Source organism: Streptomyces sp. NPDC107538, from assembly GCF_055657445.1.
In genome coordinates this window covers 313652-330434 of record NZ_JBVKAY010000004.1, presented here as the reverse complement: position 1 = coordinate 330434, position 16783 = coordinate 313652, and the positions used below count along the sequence as shown (strand labels likewise).

Annotated in this window: 13 protein-coding genes; 4 read left to right on the top strand and 9 right to left on the bottom strand. The window is 73.1% G+C overall.

The window, feature by feature from the left end; all coding sequences use genetic code 11:
• Nucleotides 1–2 precede the first annotated feature (2 nt).
• The 6 genes from ACZ7MG_RS15970 to pgfA all read right to left on the bottom strand — a co-directional run bounded on the left by ACZ7MG_RS15970 (nucleotide 3) and on the right by pgfA (nucleotide 9984).
• A complete protein-coding gene (locus tag ACZ7MG_RS15970) occupies nucleotides 3–764 on the bottom strand; it encodes a class I SAM-dependent methyltransferase (RefSeq protein WP_471380179.1) in 762 nt (253 codons plus the stop codon).
• On the bottom strand, nucleotides 764–2326 hold the full coding sequence (locus ACZ7MG_RS15965) for a condensation protein (RefSeq protein WP_471380181.1): 1563 nt from the start codon (nucleotides 2324–2326) through the stop codon (nucleotides 764–766). The genes ACZ7MG_RS15970 and ACZ7MG_RS15965 overlap by 1 nt, the downstream gene beginning before the upstream one ends.
• On the bottom strand, nucleotides 2323–6795 hold the full coding sequence (locus ACZ7MG_RS15960) for an alpha-(1->3)-arabinofuranosyltransferase domain-containing protein (protein ID WP_471380562.1): 4473 nt from the start codon (nucleotides 6793–6795) through the stop codon (nucleotides 2323–2325). The genes ACZ7MG_RS15965 and ACZ7MG_RS15960 overlap by 4 nt, the downstream gene beginning before the upstream one ends.
• Nucleotides 6792–7472 carry a class I SAM-dependent methyltransferase gene (locus tag ACZ7MG_RS15955; protein WP_471380183.1) on the bottom strand — a complete coding sequence of 227 codons (681 nt, stop codon included), beginning with the start codon at nucleotides 7470–7472 and terminating at the stop codon, nucleotides 6792–6794. Before ACZ7MG_RS15955 ends, ACZ7MG_RS15960 begins: the two co-directional genes overlap by 4 nt.
• A 143-nt stretch (nucleotides 7473–7615) precedes the next feature.
• Nucleotides 7616–8767, bottom strand: coding sequence for a glycosyltransferase family 4 protein (locus ACZ7MG_RS15950; protein ID WP_471380185.1), 1152 nt, complete (start codon nucleotides 8765–8767; stop codon nucleotides 7616–7618).
• A 239-nt stretch (nucleotides 8768–9006) separates the two neighbouring features.
• Entirely contained in the window at nucleotides 9007–9984 is a 978-nt protein-coding gene (gene pgfA / locus ACZ7MG_RS15945; RefSeq protein ID WP_471380187.1) for a cell envelope lipid trafficking protein PgfA, read from the bottom strand.
• Nucleotides 9985–10311: 327 nt separating this feature from the next.
• Between pgfA and ACZ7MG_RS15940 the strand changes: the two genes are divergently transcribed.
• The 4 genes from ACZ7MG_RS15940 (at nucleotide 10312) to ACZ7MG_RS15925 (ending at nucleotide 13658) form a co-directional block, all read left to right on the top strand.
• Nucleotides 10312–10464 (top strand): hypothetical protein, encoded by a 153-nt coding sequence (locus ACZ7MG_RS15940; RefSeq protein ID WP_471380188.1) that lies wholly within the window; start codon nucleotides 10312–10314, stop codon nucleotides 10462–10464.
• 3 nt (nucleotides 10465–10467) lie between these two features.
• Nucleotides 10468–11709 (top strand): PucR-like N-terminal domain-containing protein, encoded by a 1242-nt coding sequence (locus ACZ7MG_RS15935; RefSeq protein WP_471380189.1) that lies wholly within the window; start codon nucleotides 10468–10470, stop codon nucleotides 11707–11709.
• Between the two features lie 264 nt (nucleotides 11710–11973).
• Nucleotides 11974–12747 (top strand): IclR family transcriptional regulator, encoded by a 774-nt coding sequence (locus ACZ7MG_RS15930; protein ID WP_471380190.1) that lies wholly within the window; start codon nucleotides 11974–11976, stop codon nucleotides 12745–12747.
• A complete protein-coding gene (locus tag ACZ7MG_RS15925; protein ID WP_471380192.1) occupies nucleotides 12744–13658 on the top strand; it encodes an SMP-30/gluconolactonase/LRE family protein in 915 nt (304 codons plus the stop codon). Before ACZ7MG_RS15930 ends, ACZ7MG_RS15925 begins: the two co-directional genes overlap by 4 nt.
• Nucleotides 13659–13751: 93 nt before the next feature.
• Here ACZ7MG_RS15925 and ACZ7MG_RS15920 read toward each other — a convergent pair whose 3' ends face one another.
• From ACZ7MG_RS15920 to ACZ7MG_RS15910, 3 genes are read right to left on the bottom strand one after another with little or no spacing between them, the layout of a single operon-like run.
• A complete protein-coding gene (locus tag ACZ7MG_RS15920) occupies nucleotides 13752–15230 on the bottom strand; it encodes an MAB_1171c family putative transporter (RefSeq protein ID WP_471380193.1) in 1479 nt (492 codons plus the stop codon).
• Nucleotides 15227–15985 (bottom strand): toxin-antitoxin system, toxin component, encoded by a 759-nt coding sequence (locus tag ACZ7MG_RS15915; RefSeq protein ID WP_471380194.1) that lies wholly within the window; start codon nucleotides 15983–15985, stop codon nucleotides 15227–15229. Before ACZ7MG_RS15915 ends, ACZ7MG_RS15920 begins: the two co-directional genes overlap by 4 nt.
• Nucleotides 15985–16611 carry a transcriptional regulator gene (locus ACZ7MG_RS15910; protein WP_471380196.1) on the bottom strand — a complete coding sequence of 209 codons (627 nt, stop codon included), beginning with the start codon at nucleotides 16609–16611 and terminating at the stop codon, nucleotides 15985–15987. The genes ACZ7MG_RS15915 and ACZ7MG_RS15910 overlap by 1 nt, the downstream gene beginning before the upstream one ends.
• Between the last annotated feature and the right edge of the window lie 172 nt (nucleotides 16612–16783).

Here is a 16783-nt window from a genome sequence, read left to right as displayed (position 1 = left end):
GGCTACGTCCTCCGTGCGTGCAGCAGCAGGATCGACGCGGCCGACGGGGCCGCGCAGGCCAGCCGGTCCAGCGGACGCAACGGGCGCGGTACGCCGTGGAAGGGCGCCCCGCGCAGCCGTACGACCTCGAAGCCGGACGCGGCCACGAACTCCCGCAGCGCGCGGGCGGTGTAGAGCCGCAGATGCCCCACGACCTCCGTCCCCGGGCGGCCGTGGATGCCCCGCAGGCTCACCTCCGAGAACACCGGCTGGACGCCCGCGAGGAGCAGGGCGCGGTTGTACCAGGCGGCCAGGTTGGGGGTCGACAGCATCAGATGGCCGCCGGGGCGCAGGACGCGGCGGATCTCGTCGAGCGCGGAGTCCGGGTCCACGAGGTGCTCGATGACCTCGCTGAACAGCACGGCATCGGCGGACTCCGACCTCAACGGCAGCCCGCCGTCGGCCAGTTCGCCCCGGATCGCGTACGGGACGCGGGTGCGCGCGCGGCGCAGGGCGTCCTGGGACCAGTCGACGCCGATGATGCGGTGGCCGGGGAGGAGGGGTGCGGCGGTGGCGGCGGCCGTGCCGTCGCCGCAGCCGATGTCGAGGATCGTGCGGGGGCCGGTACGGGTGGCAGGGCCGAGGGCGGCCGCGAGCATGCGGGCCTGGGCGAGGCTGCGGGGGGTGCCGGAGGCGACGGGGACGGAGGGGTCCTCGTAGAAGTCGCGAAGTCCTGTGCCGCGGGGGGCTGTTGTCGGGTCGGTGGGTGAGGTGGTGGTCGGCATCACTCGATGTCCTCCTCCGTCGCGTGCAGATAGTGCTCGAAGAGGTCGCGGAGGTGGGCGCCGTCGCCGTGGCTGAGCAGGGCGCGGGACCAGCGCAGGGCCAGATGGAGGCGGCCTGCCGTCGAGGCGGTCGTGACGGTGAGGCCGCGCGGCATCCGGGCGGGGGCCGAGAACCAGACGGCGTGGGCGCGGCCGGCCTCCTCGCCGAAGTCCAGGGCGTAGGGGATGCGGCCGATGTTGCTGAGGAGGGTGGTCGAGGTCCAGGGGGCGGCGGCCCGGCGCAGGCCCCGGGTGAGGGCGGCGCGCCAGGACACGGGAACCACCGGGGCGGTCAACAGGGAGGCGCCGTGGCCCAGTTGGGGGCGGGGGGCGGACTTCAGGGCGCGGGTGCGGTCCGCCGTGCGGCGCAGGAGGGTGGCGAGGGGGGTGTGGGACTGGTTCAACTCGGCCGGTGCGAAGGGGACTTCGACCAGGCGGGTGCCGTTGCCGATCGGCATGTCCGTGTCCCTCGGGCGGTCGTCCACGGGCATGGTGATGCGCAGGGGGCGGGGGTGGGCGCCGTGTTCCCGGTTCCAGTGGGCGAGCATCAGGGCCGTGGTGACCATCAGCTGGTCGTTCACGGTGTAGGGGGCGGACTTCGGGCGGCGGGGGACCGGGAGTTCGGTGACGAGGAGGCCGTTGCCGGGGGAGGGTTCGGGGGTGCCCTGGGCCACGCGGGCGGGGCGGGACCAGTGGGAGGGGGTGTCCGTCTCGGCGGGGGGCGGTTCGGCCTGGGTGAGGGTGGGGCGGATGGGTGGGGCCGTGGGGGCGTTGTCCTGTCCGCCGTACAGCTCCGCTGCGGTGGCCAGGATGCGGAGGCAGGCGGGGCCGTCCAGTGCGGTGTGGTTGATGGTGAGGAAGAGGACGGTGCCGGGGGTTGTTGGGCGGCCGGGGGTGATGTCGGTGCCGGTGCCGGTGGCTTTCGGGCGCCCGGGGGTGGTGTGGGCCTCGGGGGGTTTCCGCTGCTCGGCGGTACGAGGTGCCGCTGCGCCCACCCGTGCCGCCCCAGCGGCACGATTGCCCGCAGCTACGGGGGAGGGGCAGGGGGCGGCGCGGCTGCCCGACGCTGTGCCCACCGCGTGGCCCACGTCGTCGCTTGCCTCGCTGCCTATCGCCGGGCCCGCGCCCTCGACCACCTCCAGGCGGATCGGTGGGGACAGGGTCAGTGGTGGGGCTTCGATCAGGGCCCGCGTTCGGGCGTCGCGGAGGGCGTGGGGGCCTGCCGGGAGGAAGGCCACCACCTCGACCTCGGGCTCCGCCGTCAGCTCCCACTCGTAGCGGCGCCGGTACCACCGCCCCGGAGCCTCCCGCATGAGGATCCGGGGATGACGGCGGAGTGCGGCGGTGAACGCGGTCCGCAGGCGCTCGGGGTCGAGGCGGCCCGGGAGGTGGACCTCGATGTGGACGGTCTCGGGCTCCTCCTCCTGGAGACAGTGCCGGGACACCTCGTCGACCACCGGGAAGGGGATCCGCACGGGACCGTGGGCGGCGTCGTCCCGCGCGGGGTGGTCCAGCGCCGTCATGCCGGGCCTCCCTTACCCGTACCGCCGCCCGGGCCGTCACCCGGCGGTGTCGCCCCCGGCTTCGGCTTGGTGAGCGGGATCCGCCGGGTCGGGGTGTCCTGGTCGGCCGGGCCGTCCGGATCGCCGTGCGGGGAACCCGGCCCCCGCGCGGAGATCGTCGGACTCGCCACCGACCCGCCACCACCTCCCCCTTCGGGCCCTCCGGGCCCTCCGGACCGTCCGCTCCCCGGCCCGCCGGCCGGCGTCCTGCGGCTCACCCGCAGCCGCTGCGGCAGCGGCTCCGTGGGCGCGTGCGCACCCGGCGGTATCGCGAACTCCCGTGTGGCGCCCGGCCGTTCCGGGGAGGCCGCCACGTCCGCGCCCACACTCACCAGCGCCGCGAACAGCCCGATGAGCGCGAGGAGTTGGGCCACCGGCCCGAACGCGCCCTCGTCCGCCGCGACCGGCTCGCCCGCCCCGAAGGCGGCGGCGAGACCGGCCCCGGCCAGCGCGAGGAAGGCGATCGGTACGAGCAGGGTGTGCCGTTTCGAGGCGAGGAGGGCCAGCAGCGGGACGAGGAGGGCGAAGAAGCCCGCGATGACGACGCCGACGAGGGTGAGGGCGACCACGCCGAGCCAGAGGCCGGGGCCCGGCGGCGTCGGCTGCGGCGCGTCGGGGTTGGGCTCCCGGCGGCGCCAGAGGGCCAGCCCGACCAGGGCCGCGAGGCCCACTCCCGCACCGATCAGCCCGGCCTCGTACGTCACCGACGGCTCGTACGACAGCTTGACCGTGCCGCCCGCGCCGCCGGGGATCCGCCAGCCCTGCTGCCAGCCGTCGAGCCGGACCGGGGTCAGCTCACGGCCGCCGAGCGTGGCCTTCCAGCCGTCGTTGAAGTTCTCGTACGTCGTCAGATAGGAGGCCGCGCCGTCGCCGACGGTGACCTCGCGCCGGTCGCCGAGCCAGTCCCGGATGCCCAACTCCCGTCCGGAGGCGGAGGGTTCGGTGACCGTTCCGCGCGTGAGCGTCACCGTGGTGACGGCCAGGGCGCCGGTGTCCTCGGACTCGAAGGTGTGCCGGTCCGCCGCGTCCAGCTCCAACCCGCCGCCCGCCTCACCGTTCTGGCAGAGCGTCAGATCGATCGGCCGCCGCTCCACCAGGTCCCGTACGGTCCCCTGCGCGCTCGTCTCGTACAGCGTCCCGTCGACCTCGACCACCGGCCCCTTGCCGCAACTCAGCTCGAAGTCCCGGGTCGGGGCGGGCTGCGGGGTGCGGTACTGGTCGAGGGCCGGGATGTAGGCCTCGGTGAGGCCGACCGGGAGCTGCAGGTCGTCGTCGGCGACCGGGTTGTGGACGGTCATCGGGGCCGTCTCGGTGACGGTGATGTCGAGCTGGTCGGTGTTGATCGGGTCGAAGCGCACCCAGCCGTTCTCGTCGACACCGGCGATGACCGCGCCGTCCGGGGAGCTGATCTCGACCTGCGTAGGCCGGGCCGAGAGCCCGCCCGCCGGGGCCAGGACCAGCGAGCCCACCGGCCACCTGTCCTTCCAGCTCAGGTGGATCGTCGGGTCGTCGCCCGCGATCCACGCCGTGGTCAGGTCGCCGTCGGTGAGGTTGCGTGGCGAGAGCCCCGCCCCCAGGGAGGCCGTGGACTCGGCGGTCGCCGTCATCCGGGTCTGCTGGTCGGGGGCCACCTCGTACAGCAGCTTGTCCAGCTCCTCGCCCGGTACGGGTACGGCCGTGGCCTTCATCTCGTACGTGCCGGCCGTGGTGGTGGCGAAGGTGCGGTGCAGTCCGGGCTCGGTGCCCGTGGGGGAGAGGCCGGTCGGGTCGGCGGCCCGCTGGAGCGAGATCACCTCGGCGGAGGCGTCGGCGTCCTTGGCGTCGGTCGGCAGCCGCAGCATCCGGGTGACCTTGACGCCCGGGATGTCGACCTCGGCGAAGCCGGCGCCGACCAGCCCGGTGTGCCGTTCCGCCGAGTCCAGGATCGTGATCTTCAGCCAACTCGTCTCACCGGCACGGGCGTTGACCGTCTGCGTCGAGCCGTCGGCCTGGAGGTTCGTGGAGCGCGAGCCCCGCTCGGTCTCCACCTTGATCCGGGTGGGCGCCGATCGCACCCCGTCCTGCGGCAGCGGGGTGACCTCGAAGGTCTCCGGGATGTCCTGGGCCTCCTCGAAGTCGATCCGCAGCCACTGACCGTCCGCCGACCCGGCCGCGCCCTCCGCCCAGGCGGTGTCCCGGTCGCCGTCGAAGGCGTTCACCGGGTCGTACTGCGGCAGATGGAACAGCCAGTTGCCGCTCGTGGACGCGGTCACCGACTTGGCGCCGCGCAGCTCGGCCACCGTCTGATGGTCGAGCCCCGACACTGGCAGGATCTGCTTCGGCGCTTCACCGGCGTCCTGCACGCTCCCGCTCGGGTTCCGCTCCTTCGCCGTATACGTGTACGAGGTGTTGGCGTTGACCAGGCCGAACCGGGTGTCCGCCCGCCGCAGCCCGTCACCGATCACCTGGACGGCGGGGGTGCCGAGGCCGGGGTGGTTGTCGCCGGTCAACACGGTGGCCCGGTCGCGCAGCTCCGGGTCGGCGGCCAGCGGCAGCAGCGACTCGGGCCCGCCGGAGACGACGGCCGTGTCCGCGATCGCCTTCAGCCCGGCCTGCCCGGGACGCGGTACGTCCTCGGCGGGCCGGTAGATCTCCACGGCCCGCTGCCGCGCGTACAAGCCCTCGACCTGGAGGGGGGTGCCCTCGGCGATCCGCCCGCCGGTCATCGTCGGCCCGAGGCCGGTGACCCGCTCGTACCCGGACTGCTCCAGGGTCCGCTTCACGGTCGTCGTCGGCACCGCGCCGATCTGGTCGGGGTCCAGGTCGTTGCGTACGACCACGTAGTACAGCCCCGCCCGGCTCAAGTAGTCGGCCAGGCCCGGGACTTCGGCGCCCGTCAGCAACGCCTGCTCGACGGCGTCCATCGCGCGCCGGTTGCCGGCGGTGCCGAAGGGGACGTAGTCGCGCTGCGCCCAGCGGGACTCGGCGAGCACGTCGAGCGGCTGGTCGACGGTGGTGCCCCAGGTGTAGATGCCGTGCGCGGTGGCCGGTACGACCAGTGCCCGCGAGTCCGGCGAGTACTTCTTCAGCCAATCGGCCGTGGAATGCCAGTACTTGGGCAGCTCCTGGAACGAACCCGGCTGCAGCACCGCCCCGTTGAGATACGGCCACAGCAGCCCCGGTATCACCAACACGGCGGCGATCAGCGGGGCGAACCGCCGCCCCCGCACCCGGCGGGCCCCGCGCTCCCGCACGGCCACCCCCACCAGATGCGCGAGCCCGAGGACCAGCGCGAGTGCCAGCCCGGTCTGGAACTTGTAGATGTTCCGGAAGGGCGCGAGGCCCCCGTTCAGCCAGTCCTGGACCACCCCGTGGAAGGGTGCCCCGAACACCCCGCCGTACCCGGCGAGCGTGACCAGCGCGACCACCAGCACGGTCAGCACCAGCCAGCGCCGCTCGGGCATGTCCCGCCGCGCCAGCCCCGCGAGGCCCAGCCCCGCCGCCAGCGCCGACGACAGGATCACGATCACCGAGGCGGCGACGGCCCACCCGGCGGGCAGCCAGGCCTCACCGAAGTGCAGATACCCCACCCAGTTGCCGGCGCCCCGCAGCGCCTCGGTGGCCGACATCGTGGCCGTCGTCGTCTGCGAACTCTCCACGTACGGAAGGAAGTTCTCCCCGTAGAAGCCGAGCAGCAACAGCGGCACCACCCACCAGGCGGTCGCCAGGATCACCCCCGGCACCCACCAGGTGATCAGCCTCCGCATACGGGGCCCCGGCGGCCGGGTGAGCAGATACAGCCCGACGGGCAGCAGCGAGGCCAGCGTGGCGGACGCGTTGACCCCGCCCATGAACGGGATGACGAGCGCCGACCGCAGCGCCGCCACCCGCGCGCTGTACCGCTCGTCCGTCAGCGGCAGCAGCACCCACGGCAGGAAGGCACCGGGTAGCGCGGCGGCCGAGGTCGACCCCACGACGGTGGTGAACACCGGCCACAGCGCATAGGCGGACGCGGCCAGCAGCCGGGACGCGGAACTCCCGATCCCCAGCCGCTCCGCCAGCCGCAGCGCACCCCAGAACGCCACCGACACGATCAGCGACAGCCACAGCCGCTCCGCCAGCCACACCGGCAGCGCGACCAGATCGGTCAGGCCGTAGTACGGCAGCATCGGCCACAGATAGCCGACGTACTGGTCCTGGATCCCGCCGAACCCGGCCCGGTCGTGCCAGAGCTGCCCGAGATCGGAGACGAACTGCCAGGGATCGGTGGTGACCCCGAGCTTGGTGTCGAAGGTCTGCCGCCCCGGCTGCGCCGCGACCAGCAGCACGAACACCACGGCCCAGAACCCCAGCAGCCAGCGCCGCGACCGAGGGCCCTCAGGAGGGGGACCCTCGGTCGTGCCCGGCGGCCGAACCGGCGCGGGAGGTGGAGCCTGGACCGTGCTCGTCATGGTGGACACCGCCGGAGGATGAGGAGAAGGTTCCAGGTGGCGAACTCACGCAGACCCGGCGCCTTCACGACGGTCTCCGCGAGAAACGGCCAGTAGCGGGAGCGCGCCGACACGACCGTCACGTCGTCCCGGCCGCGCACCTGCCGCAAAGTGCGTCCGATGTGCACGGCGAAGAGGTTCTCGCCGAGAGTGTGCTTGGCGTCCTTACCCGTACGGCGCCGATAGCGGGCCCGCGCCCGCTCCGCCCCCAGGTAGTGCCAGGGCGCCCACTCGTGCCCGCCCCACGGGGACAGCCAGTTCGTGAACGACACATAGATCAGCCCGCCGGGCCGCGTGACCCGGACCAGCTCACTGATGAACGTCGGCGGATCCGCCACATGCTCCAGCACATTGGAGCTGAACGTGACATCCGCGACCCCGTCGGCCAACGGCAACAGATACCCGTCGGCGACGACCGCCCCGTCCGGAGGCTTCGCCCCCAACTCCCGCAGATCCGGCTCGAAGAGATACGCCTGCGCACCCCGCCGCCGGAACTCCTCGGTGAAGTACCCGCTCCCGCCCCCGACATCGACGACGGTCAGCCCGTCGACGGACCCACCCCCGTACGCCTCCACCTGATCGACGGCATCCCGGGCGAGCAGCGCATAGCAGTACTCGGGATCGTCCTGCTCCCGCATGAAGGCCCGAAAGAGGGTGATGGAGCGACGCAGAGAGGGGTCTTTCAACGCTGCCGGTCCACTGAAGGGGCGCGGGGAACTGCGCGACAAGCCACGACGCACCCGCACCCGCCAACGCACCCTCGCGGCACCCCATTTGGCGCTCACCGCTCGAAACCCCGAACCGCCTCCGCAGCCACCGCCCCGAACTGCCGCACAGTCCGATCCCACCGATAGTGCGCGGCCCGCTCCCGCGCCGCCTTCCCCATCAGCACCCGCCGATCGGTCGACAACGCCAGCGCACACCAGGCCGCCGCAAAAGACGACTCCCCCCGCGCCAACACCCCCGTCTCCCCGTCGACGACGGAATCCCGCAGCCCCGGCACATCGAAGGCCACCGACGGCGTCTCCCGTACGGCCGCCTCCGTGACGACCAGCCCCCATCCCTCCACGGCCGACGGATGCAGCAGCAGCCACGCCGCACACAGCAGCCGGTGCTTCTCCTCCTCGGTCACATGCCCGGCGAACTCGACGCCCGCCCCGGCCATCGCCTCCAGCCGCGCCCGCTCGGGCCCGTCGCCGATGATCACGAGCCGTCCGCCGGTGACCGGCCGCACCCGCTCCCAGAGCCGCAGCAGCAGATCGATCCGCTTGTACTCGACGAGCCGTCCCACCGCCACGAACAGCGGCTCGGGCGAGCGTTCGGCCCGCGGCCCGGGTTCCTCGACGCCGTTGTGCACGACGCGGATCCGTTCCCGGTCCACCCCGATCGCGCGGAGCGCGCCGGCCGTGGAGGAGGAGACCGCGACCACGAGGTTGCGACGCTGCGCGGCCGTCAGCGACCAGTGTTCGAGTCTTCGGCCGAGCCGCGCGGCCGGCGCCAGCGCGCCGCCGAACCGCAACTGCCACAGATCCGTGTGCACATGGTTGACCAGGCACATCGTCGGACCCTGATGCCAGAGCGGGGCGAGATAGGGCATGCCGTTGCACACCTCGACGAGCAGGTCGCAGTCGCCGATCTGCCGGGCGAAGGCCGACTTGGCGCGCAGATGGTGGCTCAGGTCGCCGCCGGCCGACACGACCCGGTAGTCGCGGTTGGCCGCCGGGCCACCGCACAGCAGGGTGACCTGGTGGCCGAGCCGGGTCAGGCCGTCGGCGAGCCGGTCGACGAGGAGCTCGGAGCCCCCCGCTGCCGGATTACCGAGGTCACGGCGGGCGAGAAAGACGATCCGGCGCGGCTGTGGGGGGCCTGCCGGCCGATGCTGGTCAAGGCGCGGAAACACCTCGACCAGCGAGAACGGCACGTGCTGGGGCATGGGTGCTCCAACTCGTCTCGGGGTGCGGAACTCAGCGGGGAGAAGGACGTTCGCTGTGGGGGATGTTCCGGTGGGCGGGGGGTCCGGGTGGGGCTTGCGGGGCTCTCGTTCCTGGGAGGGGGTGGTGGACGGGGTGTGGGTGGGCTGTGCTCAGGTGGGGTGGACAGTTTTCGCCCAGCGGTTCGAAGCTGCTACTCACCGGCGTGACAATTTCCGGGGTTTATTGAACTGACGCCCTGTCACATCGTGATCGGTTCCTGGGAGGACTCGGACGTATCGGGGCGCCGCCTGCCGCGCACGACCAAAACGGCACCCACCGCGGCGAGGACGAACCCGGCCACAGCGCCACCGATCGGCACCGTCCGCCCCACCAGCCGCAGCAGTCCGCTGTCCTTCTCCGCCTGGTCCACCGCGAACTTCTGTGTGGCCGTGGTGAACGCGAGCTTCTCGCTGTCGAGCAGCACCGCCGCGTCCTCGTCGCCGCCGGGTGCCCTGAGGGTCCGGCGCGGCCCGGTCTGGGCGTAGAGCACCCGGCCCGTGCTCTGGTCCACGACCAGTTCGAGACCGTGGTTGGCGTACCACTCCTCCGCCAGCACCTGCGGCCGGCTCGGCTCGTCGACGAGGGCGCCGGGGACCAGCCGTGTGCCGGTCTTGGTGGCCGGAACCTTCGCCGTGAAGCGCAGTCCCTCATAGCCGCGGATCTTCTTGCGGCCCTCGTAGTGGAGCGTCACCGTCGCGCCGAGCGTGTTGTCCCACCAGCGGTAGGAGCGCTGCTGCACGTCGAAGGGGAACTTCAGGTACGCCTCGCCCTCGATGTACGGCTTCTCGTCGCAGCAGTGCACCGGCCGGTTGGTCTTCCGGTCGCTCACCCAGCGGTGCGGGGTGAAGTCCAGCGCGTCGTGCGGATCGGCCGCCGGCAGCGACTTCTCCGTGTCGACCGAGGTGATCACGTCCCACACCGCGGCGCCGCTGCGCTCACTTTCGGCCACATCGCCGCGTACCCGCTGGGTCACGGTGATCTCCTGGTCCGGCACGGTCTTCACCTGCTCCACGTCGAAGACGCTGCCCGTGCCGGTGTAGACGGCGGTCGTGTCGATGTCGATCGGATTCACCGCCGCCCGTGGCTCCACGTACCAGGCGAGCAGCGGCGCGAGGACCAGCAGAAAGGTGCCGAGGCCCAGCAGGACCAGGGACAACGGTGAGGCGGTACGGCGCATCCGGGCACTCCAGGGGGCGTTGGGAGGTGCGGCTCGGGCGGGCGCGCGGCAGAGGCGACGCCCAGGGGAACGTGCGCGTGCGGAGGGGGCGGGCAGGGGTGCGGAACACGGGCTGCGCATCGTGCTACCGACGGGTTGCGTATGGGCCGGGAACCGTAGGCGGAGTCTTGACGCAGTGTCAATGCATTGCTGACACTGGGCCGGAGTCGACGGCCTGGACGGGCCGTCGGCCGGGGGCCGCCCGCCGGTCCCGTCGAAGTGTGCGTGCGGTGCGCGTGCGGGGTGCCCTGGGTGGGGACGACCTGTCGACCGAGAGGCTGCCCTGCCATGTCCAGACTGCTCGCCGCCGCGCTGACCATGGTGGCCGCCGCCGCTCTCGCCGTGGGCGCCGCGCTCGGCATCGTCGCGTCGCTGGACGCGACCCCCGACCAGCCGAACAGCCCGCTCATCACGTACGAGAACGCCGGCCAGGAGCGCTGAGGGGTGACCTCGGGCCCGGGAACCGTCACCGTCCGCTCCGCCTGGCACGACGTACCGCGGCTCCAGGTACGCGAGTTCGCCGCGATCGCCATGGCCGAGGCGCCCGCCCTCGCCGAGGAGATCCTGGGCGAGATCCGCCGCGAGTACCCGCAGCTGCCCGTCGTCCTCGACGACTCCGGCGAGCCGATGGCCCTCATCGGCATCCGCCGCGCGATCGAGGTCTTCGTCCAGCACCTGGAGACCGCCGAGGGCCGCCCGCGCGTCCCTCCCGGTGTCTTCCAGGAGTTCGGCCGCGGCGAGGGTCTCAACGGCCGCAGCCTCGACTCGCTCCAGGCGATCTACCGCCTCGGCGTACGCCTCGCCTGGCGCCGCTTCGCGGAGATCGGCCAGCGCGTGGAGATCCCACCGCCCGCGATGTACGAACTCGTCGACGCCGGATACGAGTACCTGGACGGCCTGGTGGACCAGTCGGTGCGCGGCTACGCGGAGGCGGCGGCGAGACAGGCGGGCGAACGGCTGCGACTGCAACGCCGGTTGATGGAGCTGCTGTTGGCCGAGCACCACCGGGGCGACCCGGCCGACGCGCTCGCCGAACGCGCCGCGCGCATCGGCTGGACGCTGCCGGAGAAGGTCGCGGTCGGGGTCCTGTTACGCCCCGCCCGCGAGGCCATGGCACCCGCCGTCGGCCAGGGCGTCCTGCTCGACATGGAGTACGAGCAGCCCCGGATGGTCGTCCCCGAACCGGACGCGGCCGGCCGCCCCGAACTCCTCCACCGCGCCCTGACCGGCTGGTCCGGCGCGATCGGCCCCCCGGTGCCGCTCACCGACGCGGCGAAGTCGCTGCGCTGGGCGGAGGCGGCGGTACGGCTCATGGAACGCCGGCTGCTGCCCGGCGGTGAGGTGCTGCACTGCACCGAGCACACCGAGGCACTCGTCCTCCTCCAGCCCGAGGAACTGATCGACGACCTCGCCCTGCGCTGCCTCGCCCCCCTCGCCCACTGCGGGCCCACCCACGGCCGCCGGCTCGCCGAGACGCTCCTCGCCTGGCTGGAGACCCGCGGCGGCGCGCCCGAAATCGCGACGCGCCTCGGTGTGCATCCGCAAACCGTCCGCTATCGCCTCCGCCAGATCCGTGAGCTGTGGGGCGACGAGATCGATGATCCCGATCGCCGCTTCGAGTTGGAGCTGGTGCTTCGGGCGCAGCGGCTGCGGGGGGAGCTGGGGGATCCGCGCGGGCGGAGGTGAGTGGTACGGATTCGTCGGCGGCCGCGGGTGAGTGGGGCTTCTCGCGCAGTTCCCCGCGCCCCTGAAAAGCGGGGGCTGCGCCCCAGGCTTTTCAGGCCCGCCGCCGGTCGCCTTTCAGGTCGCCGGATTCCCGGGGTGTTCCCGGCCATTGCCCGGTCAGGGGCACTATGACTAGCCTGTGTTCGTTATGCCGATCGACAGTTGAAATTTCGAACACTCGCCGCAGTCAGACCACGCGGACAGAACAGAGGAAGGGGGCCGACCGTGGGACGCCTAGTACCTGCCGTGACCCGGGCGCTCGACATATTGGAGCTCTTCCTGGACGGGGACGGCACACTCTCCGCCCCCGACATCGTGCGCAGACTCCAGCTGCCCCGTACCACCGTGCACGAGCTGGTCACCACGCTCGCCGCCCGGGGGTACATCGTCCAGGTCCAGGGCCAGCCGGGCCGCTACCGCCTGGGCGTCCGCCCGTACCAGCTGGGCAGCCGCTACGCCGAGCAGCTGGACCTCGCCGCCGAGGGCCAGCAGGTGGCCAGATCCGTCGCCGAGACCTGCGACGAGACGGTGCACGTGGCGATCCTGGAGTACACGGACGTCATCTACATCGCCAAGGTCGACTCCACGCACGCCGTGCGCATGGTCTCCGCCGCGGGCCGCCGCCTCCCGGCGCACTGCACCTCCGTGGGCAAGATGCTCCTCGCCTCCCTTCCCGACATCGAGCTGAACGCCCGTATCCCGGACGACGCCGATCTGGTCGCCATGACGCCCAACAGCATCACCGACCCGGCCGCCCTGCGCGAGACCCTGGCCCGGATCCGTGAGCGGGGTCTCGCCGTGGAGAACCGCGAGTCCAACCCGGACGTGTCCTGCGTGGCCGCGCCGGTCCGCGACCGCACCGGCAAGGTCGTCGCCGCGCTCTCCATCTCCGTGCCGATGATCCGCTGGAGCGACGAGCGCCGGATCGAGCTGGAGCAGCTAGCCGCCAAGGGCGCGGCGGAGCTGTCGGAGCGCCTCGGCCACCGGAGCGTGGCATGAGCGCGTACGCCGGTTTCGAGGTCGCGGTCCGGGAGTACGCGGCCCTCGGCGAGGGTCCCACCTGGGACGCCGCCGCCCAGCGCCTGATCTGGATCGACATCCTCGGGTCGCGGGTCCACACCTACGACCCGGCCTCCGGGCGCCGTACGGTCCTCGTCACCGAGCAGCACGTCGGCGCGGTCAAGCCCCGCGCCGGCGGGGGCCTCGTCCTGAACCTCCGGGACGGCGTCGGCCTCACCGACCCCGACGGCACGTTCCGCTGGCTGTACCACGAGCCGGTCCCCGGCCGCCGCGCCAACGACGCCGCCGTGGCCCCCGACGGCTCGCTCTTCGCCGGCACCATGCGCTACGACGAGGCCCCGGGCGGCGGCACCCTGGCCCGCTTCACCTCCGGGGGCCTGGCCTCGACGGTCCTGGACGACGTGGCCGTGAGCAACGGCACGGGCTGGAGCCCGGACAGCCGGCTCATGTACTACATCGACTCCCCGACCCGCCGGATCGACGTCTTCGACTACACGGAGTCGGGCACGGAGTCGGAGACGGGCTCGGCCGCGGCCACGGGCTCCGGGGGCGGGGGCGTCCGCCTGCCCGTCAACCGGCGTCCCTTCGTCACCATCGAGGACGGCGTCGGCTACCCCGACGGCCTCACCGTCGACGCCGAGGGCTGTGTTTGGGTCGCCCTCTGGGAAGGTGCCGCGGTCCGCCGCTACACTCCCACCGGCACCCTCGACCGCACCGTCTCCCTCCCCACCCCCCGTCCGACCGCCTGCGCCTTCGGCGGCCCCGATCTCACCGACCTCTACATCACGACGGCCCGTACGGGCACGGACACCCCGCACCCCCTCTCGGGCTCCCTCCTGGTGGTACCGGGCGCGGGCAAGGGCCTGCCCCAGCCGGCCTTCGCGGGCTGACCCGGGGTCCGGCCTCGCCGGCACCGCCGCCCGGGGCGCGCCCCAACACGCAGGATGCGCCGCTCCCCTCCCGCGCCGACGGGGGAGGGGGGCTCACTCATGCGCGGACGCACCCCTCTCCGCCGAGGACGCGGCGGCAGCACCGGCAGCACCGGCAGCACCGGCACCCCCGGCAGCACCGGCGCCACCCGCCTCTCCACCGGCAGCGGCGAGCGCACGTACCGCCTCGACCTCGGCGGGTTCACGCAGCGCCAGTGACAGGGCCTCGATGTCCTGCAGCAGTTCGGCGGGCCCGGAGGAGACCGTGAACTCGGGAAGGGCCGCCGGAGCCGCGAGCCCCAGAACGAGCGGCCCGGCGGCGAGGGACCCCACGGGCAGCGGTCCCGTGACGGTCGCCCCCGAAGCCCCCGCCTCTGCCGCCCCCGCCCCCGTCGCCCCCGGGGCTCCCGCCCCCCTGCCCGGCGACCGCCTCCGCGCGGCCACCGCCTCCTGGACGGCGACCGCCGCGGCGAGGGCCTTCGCCCGGCCCGGCTCGTGCCCGAGGTCCAGCGCGGCCTCGTACGCGCGGCGCCGCAGGTCCTCGTCGAGGTGACGGGTCAGCCGGAGCAGGGCGTCCCGGATGAACGTCTCCCGGCGGGTGAGCCGCAGCTCGGGGGTGGCGCGCAGCGCGAAGGGGACCCGGGAGTCGTCGACGGTCCGGGTCAGCAGATACAGGGGCCGCAGCCGCCGGTGCACGGCCCGCACCCGCCAGCGGTCCTGAAGGTACTGGCCCCCGTGCGGCAGGATGAACCCCACCGCGATACAGATGGCCGCCACGGCGACGACCGGCGGCGCCACATGCGTGCTCAGCCAGTCCAGATCGTGCCCCGTCCACCGGGCCACCACCGCCGTGAACTTCAAGGCGTCGAACACCAGATTGAGCACGCAGCCGAGGCTCAGCGCCTTCAGCCCACCGCGCAGCCACCCGTCGAGGCCGTCCGCGCGCACCCAGTTCCGTATCAGCCGGTAGGTGATCAGACAGGCCGCCGTGTGCGCGACGAGATAGAGCAGGATCTCCTCGCGCATGAAGGGCGTGGTCGCGTAGTACGTGTCGAGGTCGCGCAGCCGTTCGCGGGGGACGTCCGCCAGCGCGAACAGCACCCACAGGCCGACGATCACCCCCGCGTACACGCCGACCACCCACCGCATGAGCCGGCGGGTCGCGGGGGAGCGGACGGCGGGGCCGTTGCGCCAGGCGACGATCAGCAGCAGACAGCACGCGCAGAACGCGGTGATCAGCGAGTACACCCAGGGCGCGGCGATGTTCGGCACGCCCATGATCCGGTTGGTCCAGGCGATGACCGAGGGCACCGCGAACACGAAGACGCAGGCGGCGAGCAGCAGCAGCCCGCCGACCGCCCGCAGCAGCGAGTCCCGCCACAGCTTCACGATGCTGGGCAGCTTGATCACCAGGGCGGCGGTCAGGACGGCCGTGGGGATCCAGAACGAGATGTACAGATCACCGAAGAAGTCGGCGGGACTCGTGGGGCTGAGCGCCCCGGTCGTCGTCGCGGGCACGGCCGTCCCCCTCATCTGCGGTGTTTGCGATAGCCCAGGGACGCCTGGATGGCCTGCCCGACGGGGTCCACGGAGGCGGCCTGCCCCACGGGGTCCCCGGAGGCCGCCGGCCCGGTGTCCACCCAGGACCGGAAGGCGGTGGCGAGCCGGTGCCCGAAGTCCTCGGCCTCCTGCTCGTCCGACTCGTGCGAGCCGTTGCGGGCCGCGATGGGCGTGCCGCCCTGCCCGAGCGCGGCGGACAACTCGGGGGAGAGCGACGGCAGCGCGGCCGTGGACCCGGCCGTGGACCCGGCCGTGGACCCGGACGTGGACCCGGACGCGGGCGCGCAGGTGTCCGGCAGATGGTGATGACAGTGCCCGGCGTGCATGTGCCACAACTCATGGCCCAGGATGACCAGTTGCTGCACGGTCTCCGCCCGCTCCTCGACGATGACCAGGTCGAAGTCGGGGAACTCCATCCACAGCCCGGTCACCCCGATCCCGTCCGGGAACCGCTCGAACCGCAGCTTCACCGGCCGCCCGCCCCGCCGCGCGCTCATCTCCGCACACAGCGCGGCGCCCAACTCCCGTACGTCGACGGGTGCTTCGAGCCGCCCCCGGACCGCCTTGCTGAGCCCGGCGGTCAACTTCCGCATCTCGGCGGCGGACCGGGAGGGCAGCAGCGCGGCCCGCACCCGGCCGACCGCCCGGCGCAGCCGGGGGAACCGCACGCCCCGCCCGGGAAACGCCATGTCCCGCCCGGTCTCCGCGCGTCGTTCGCCACGGCTCATCACCGGGCCTCCTCGTCGTCGGCGAGCAGCCCTTCGAGCATGACAGCGAGGGCCTCCTGCTTGCGACGGGTGAGCCGTTGGCCGCGCAGCGCGAGCGTGACCACCCCGTGCCGGGTGGCGAACTCGACCAGCGGCCCGTCGTCGTCCGGGTGCCGGGTGCCCGCGTCGCCCGCCAACTCCGCCAGTACGCGCCCGAGTTCCCGGCCGAGGACGGTCGCGGCCGGATCGGTGAAGAACCGGATGCCGTCCTCGACCCCGAAGAACCCGGCGAGTTCGGCCAGGTCGGGCACGTTCGGCGTCTTCTTGCCGAGCAGCAGCTGCCGGGCCCACTCGGGACTGATCGCCAGCCGCTCCGCGACCTCCCGGCAGACCTCCCCGGCCCGCTTCCCGCTCCGCGCGACATACGCCCCGTGCAGCGCCCGCACCCGCCCCCGCACCCGGTCGTCGACCCGGTCCAGCACCGGCACGGTCCCACCGAGGAGGGCCCGCACCTCGTCCTCGCCGAGCGCGGTACGGTCCGCCAGCGCCCGTACGTCGAGAATCCGACCCCGGTCGACACCGGCCTCCGCGATACGCGCGTCCAGTCGCGTCAGGGTCTCGGCCAGGGAATCGGGAAGCGCAGACACGCGCCGACCCTACGTGCCCCCGCCCACCGACACCACGAGAATCCAACGATCGTTGAATTCCGACCAACGATGGTTGCGCTACCTGGAACCACCCGGGAAGAGCCCGGCACGAGCGCCCCGTAAGGGGCGCGGGGAACTGCGCGAGCAACCACGACGAACCCGCACCCGCCCG

Bases quoted from the DNA above. Each gene is read 5' to 3' on its own strand.
- ACZ7MG_RS15925 (WP_471380192.1), top strand. From the start codon at position 12,744: ATGAGCGCGTACGCCGGTTTCGAGGTCGCGGTCCGGGAGTACGCGGCC.
- ACZ7MG_RS15940 (WP_471380188.1), top strand. From the start codon at position 10,312: ATGTCCAGACTGCTCGCCGCCGCGCTGACCATGGTGGCCGCCGCCGCT.
- pgfA (WP_471380187.1), bottom strand. From the start codon at position 9,984: ATGCGCCGTACCGCCTCACCGTTGTCCCTGGTCCTGCTGGGCCTCGGC.
- ACZ7MG_RS15965 (WP_471380181.1), bottom strand. From the start codon at position 2,326: ATGACGGCGCTGGACCACCCCGCGCGGGACGACGCCGCCCACGGTCCC.
- ACZ7MG_RS15950 (WP_471380185.1), bottom strand. From the start codon at position 8,767: ATGCCCCAGCACGTGCCGTTCTCGCTGGTCGAGGTGTTTCCGCGCCTT.
- ACZ7MG_RS15970 (WP_471380179.1), bottom strand. From the start codon at position 764: ATGCCGACCACCACCTCACCCACCGACCCGACAACAGCCCCCCGCGGC.
- ACZ7MG_RS15955 (WP_471380183.1), bottom strand. From the start codon at position 7,472: ATGCGGGAGCAGGACGATCCCGAGTACTGCTATGCGCTGCTCGCCCGG.
- ACZ7MG_RS15960 (WP_471380562.1), bottom strand. From the start codon at position 6,795: ATGACGAGCACGGTCCAGGCTCCACCTCCCGCGCCGGTTCGGCCGCCG.
- ACZ7MG_RS15915 (WP_471380194.1), bottom strand. From the start codon at position 15,985: ATGAGCCGTGGCGAACGACGCGCGGAGACCGGGCGGGACATGGCGTTT.
- ACZ7MG_RS15920 (WP_471380193.1), bottom strand. From the start codon at position 15,230: ATGAGGGGGACGGCCGTGCCCGCGACGACGACCGGGGCGCTCAGCCCC.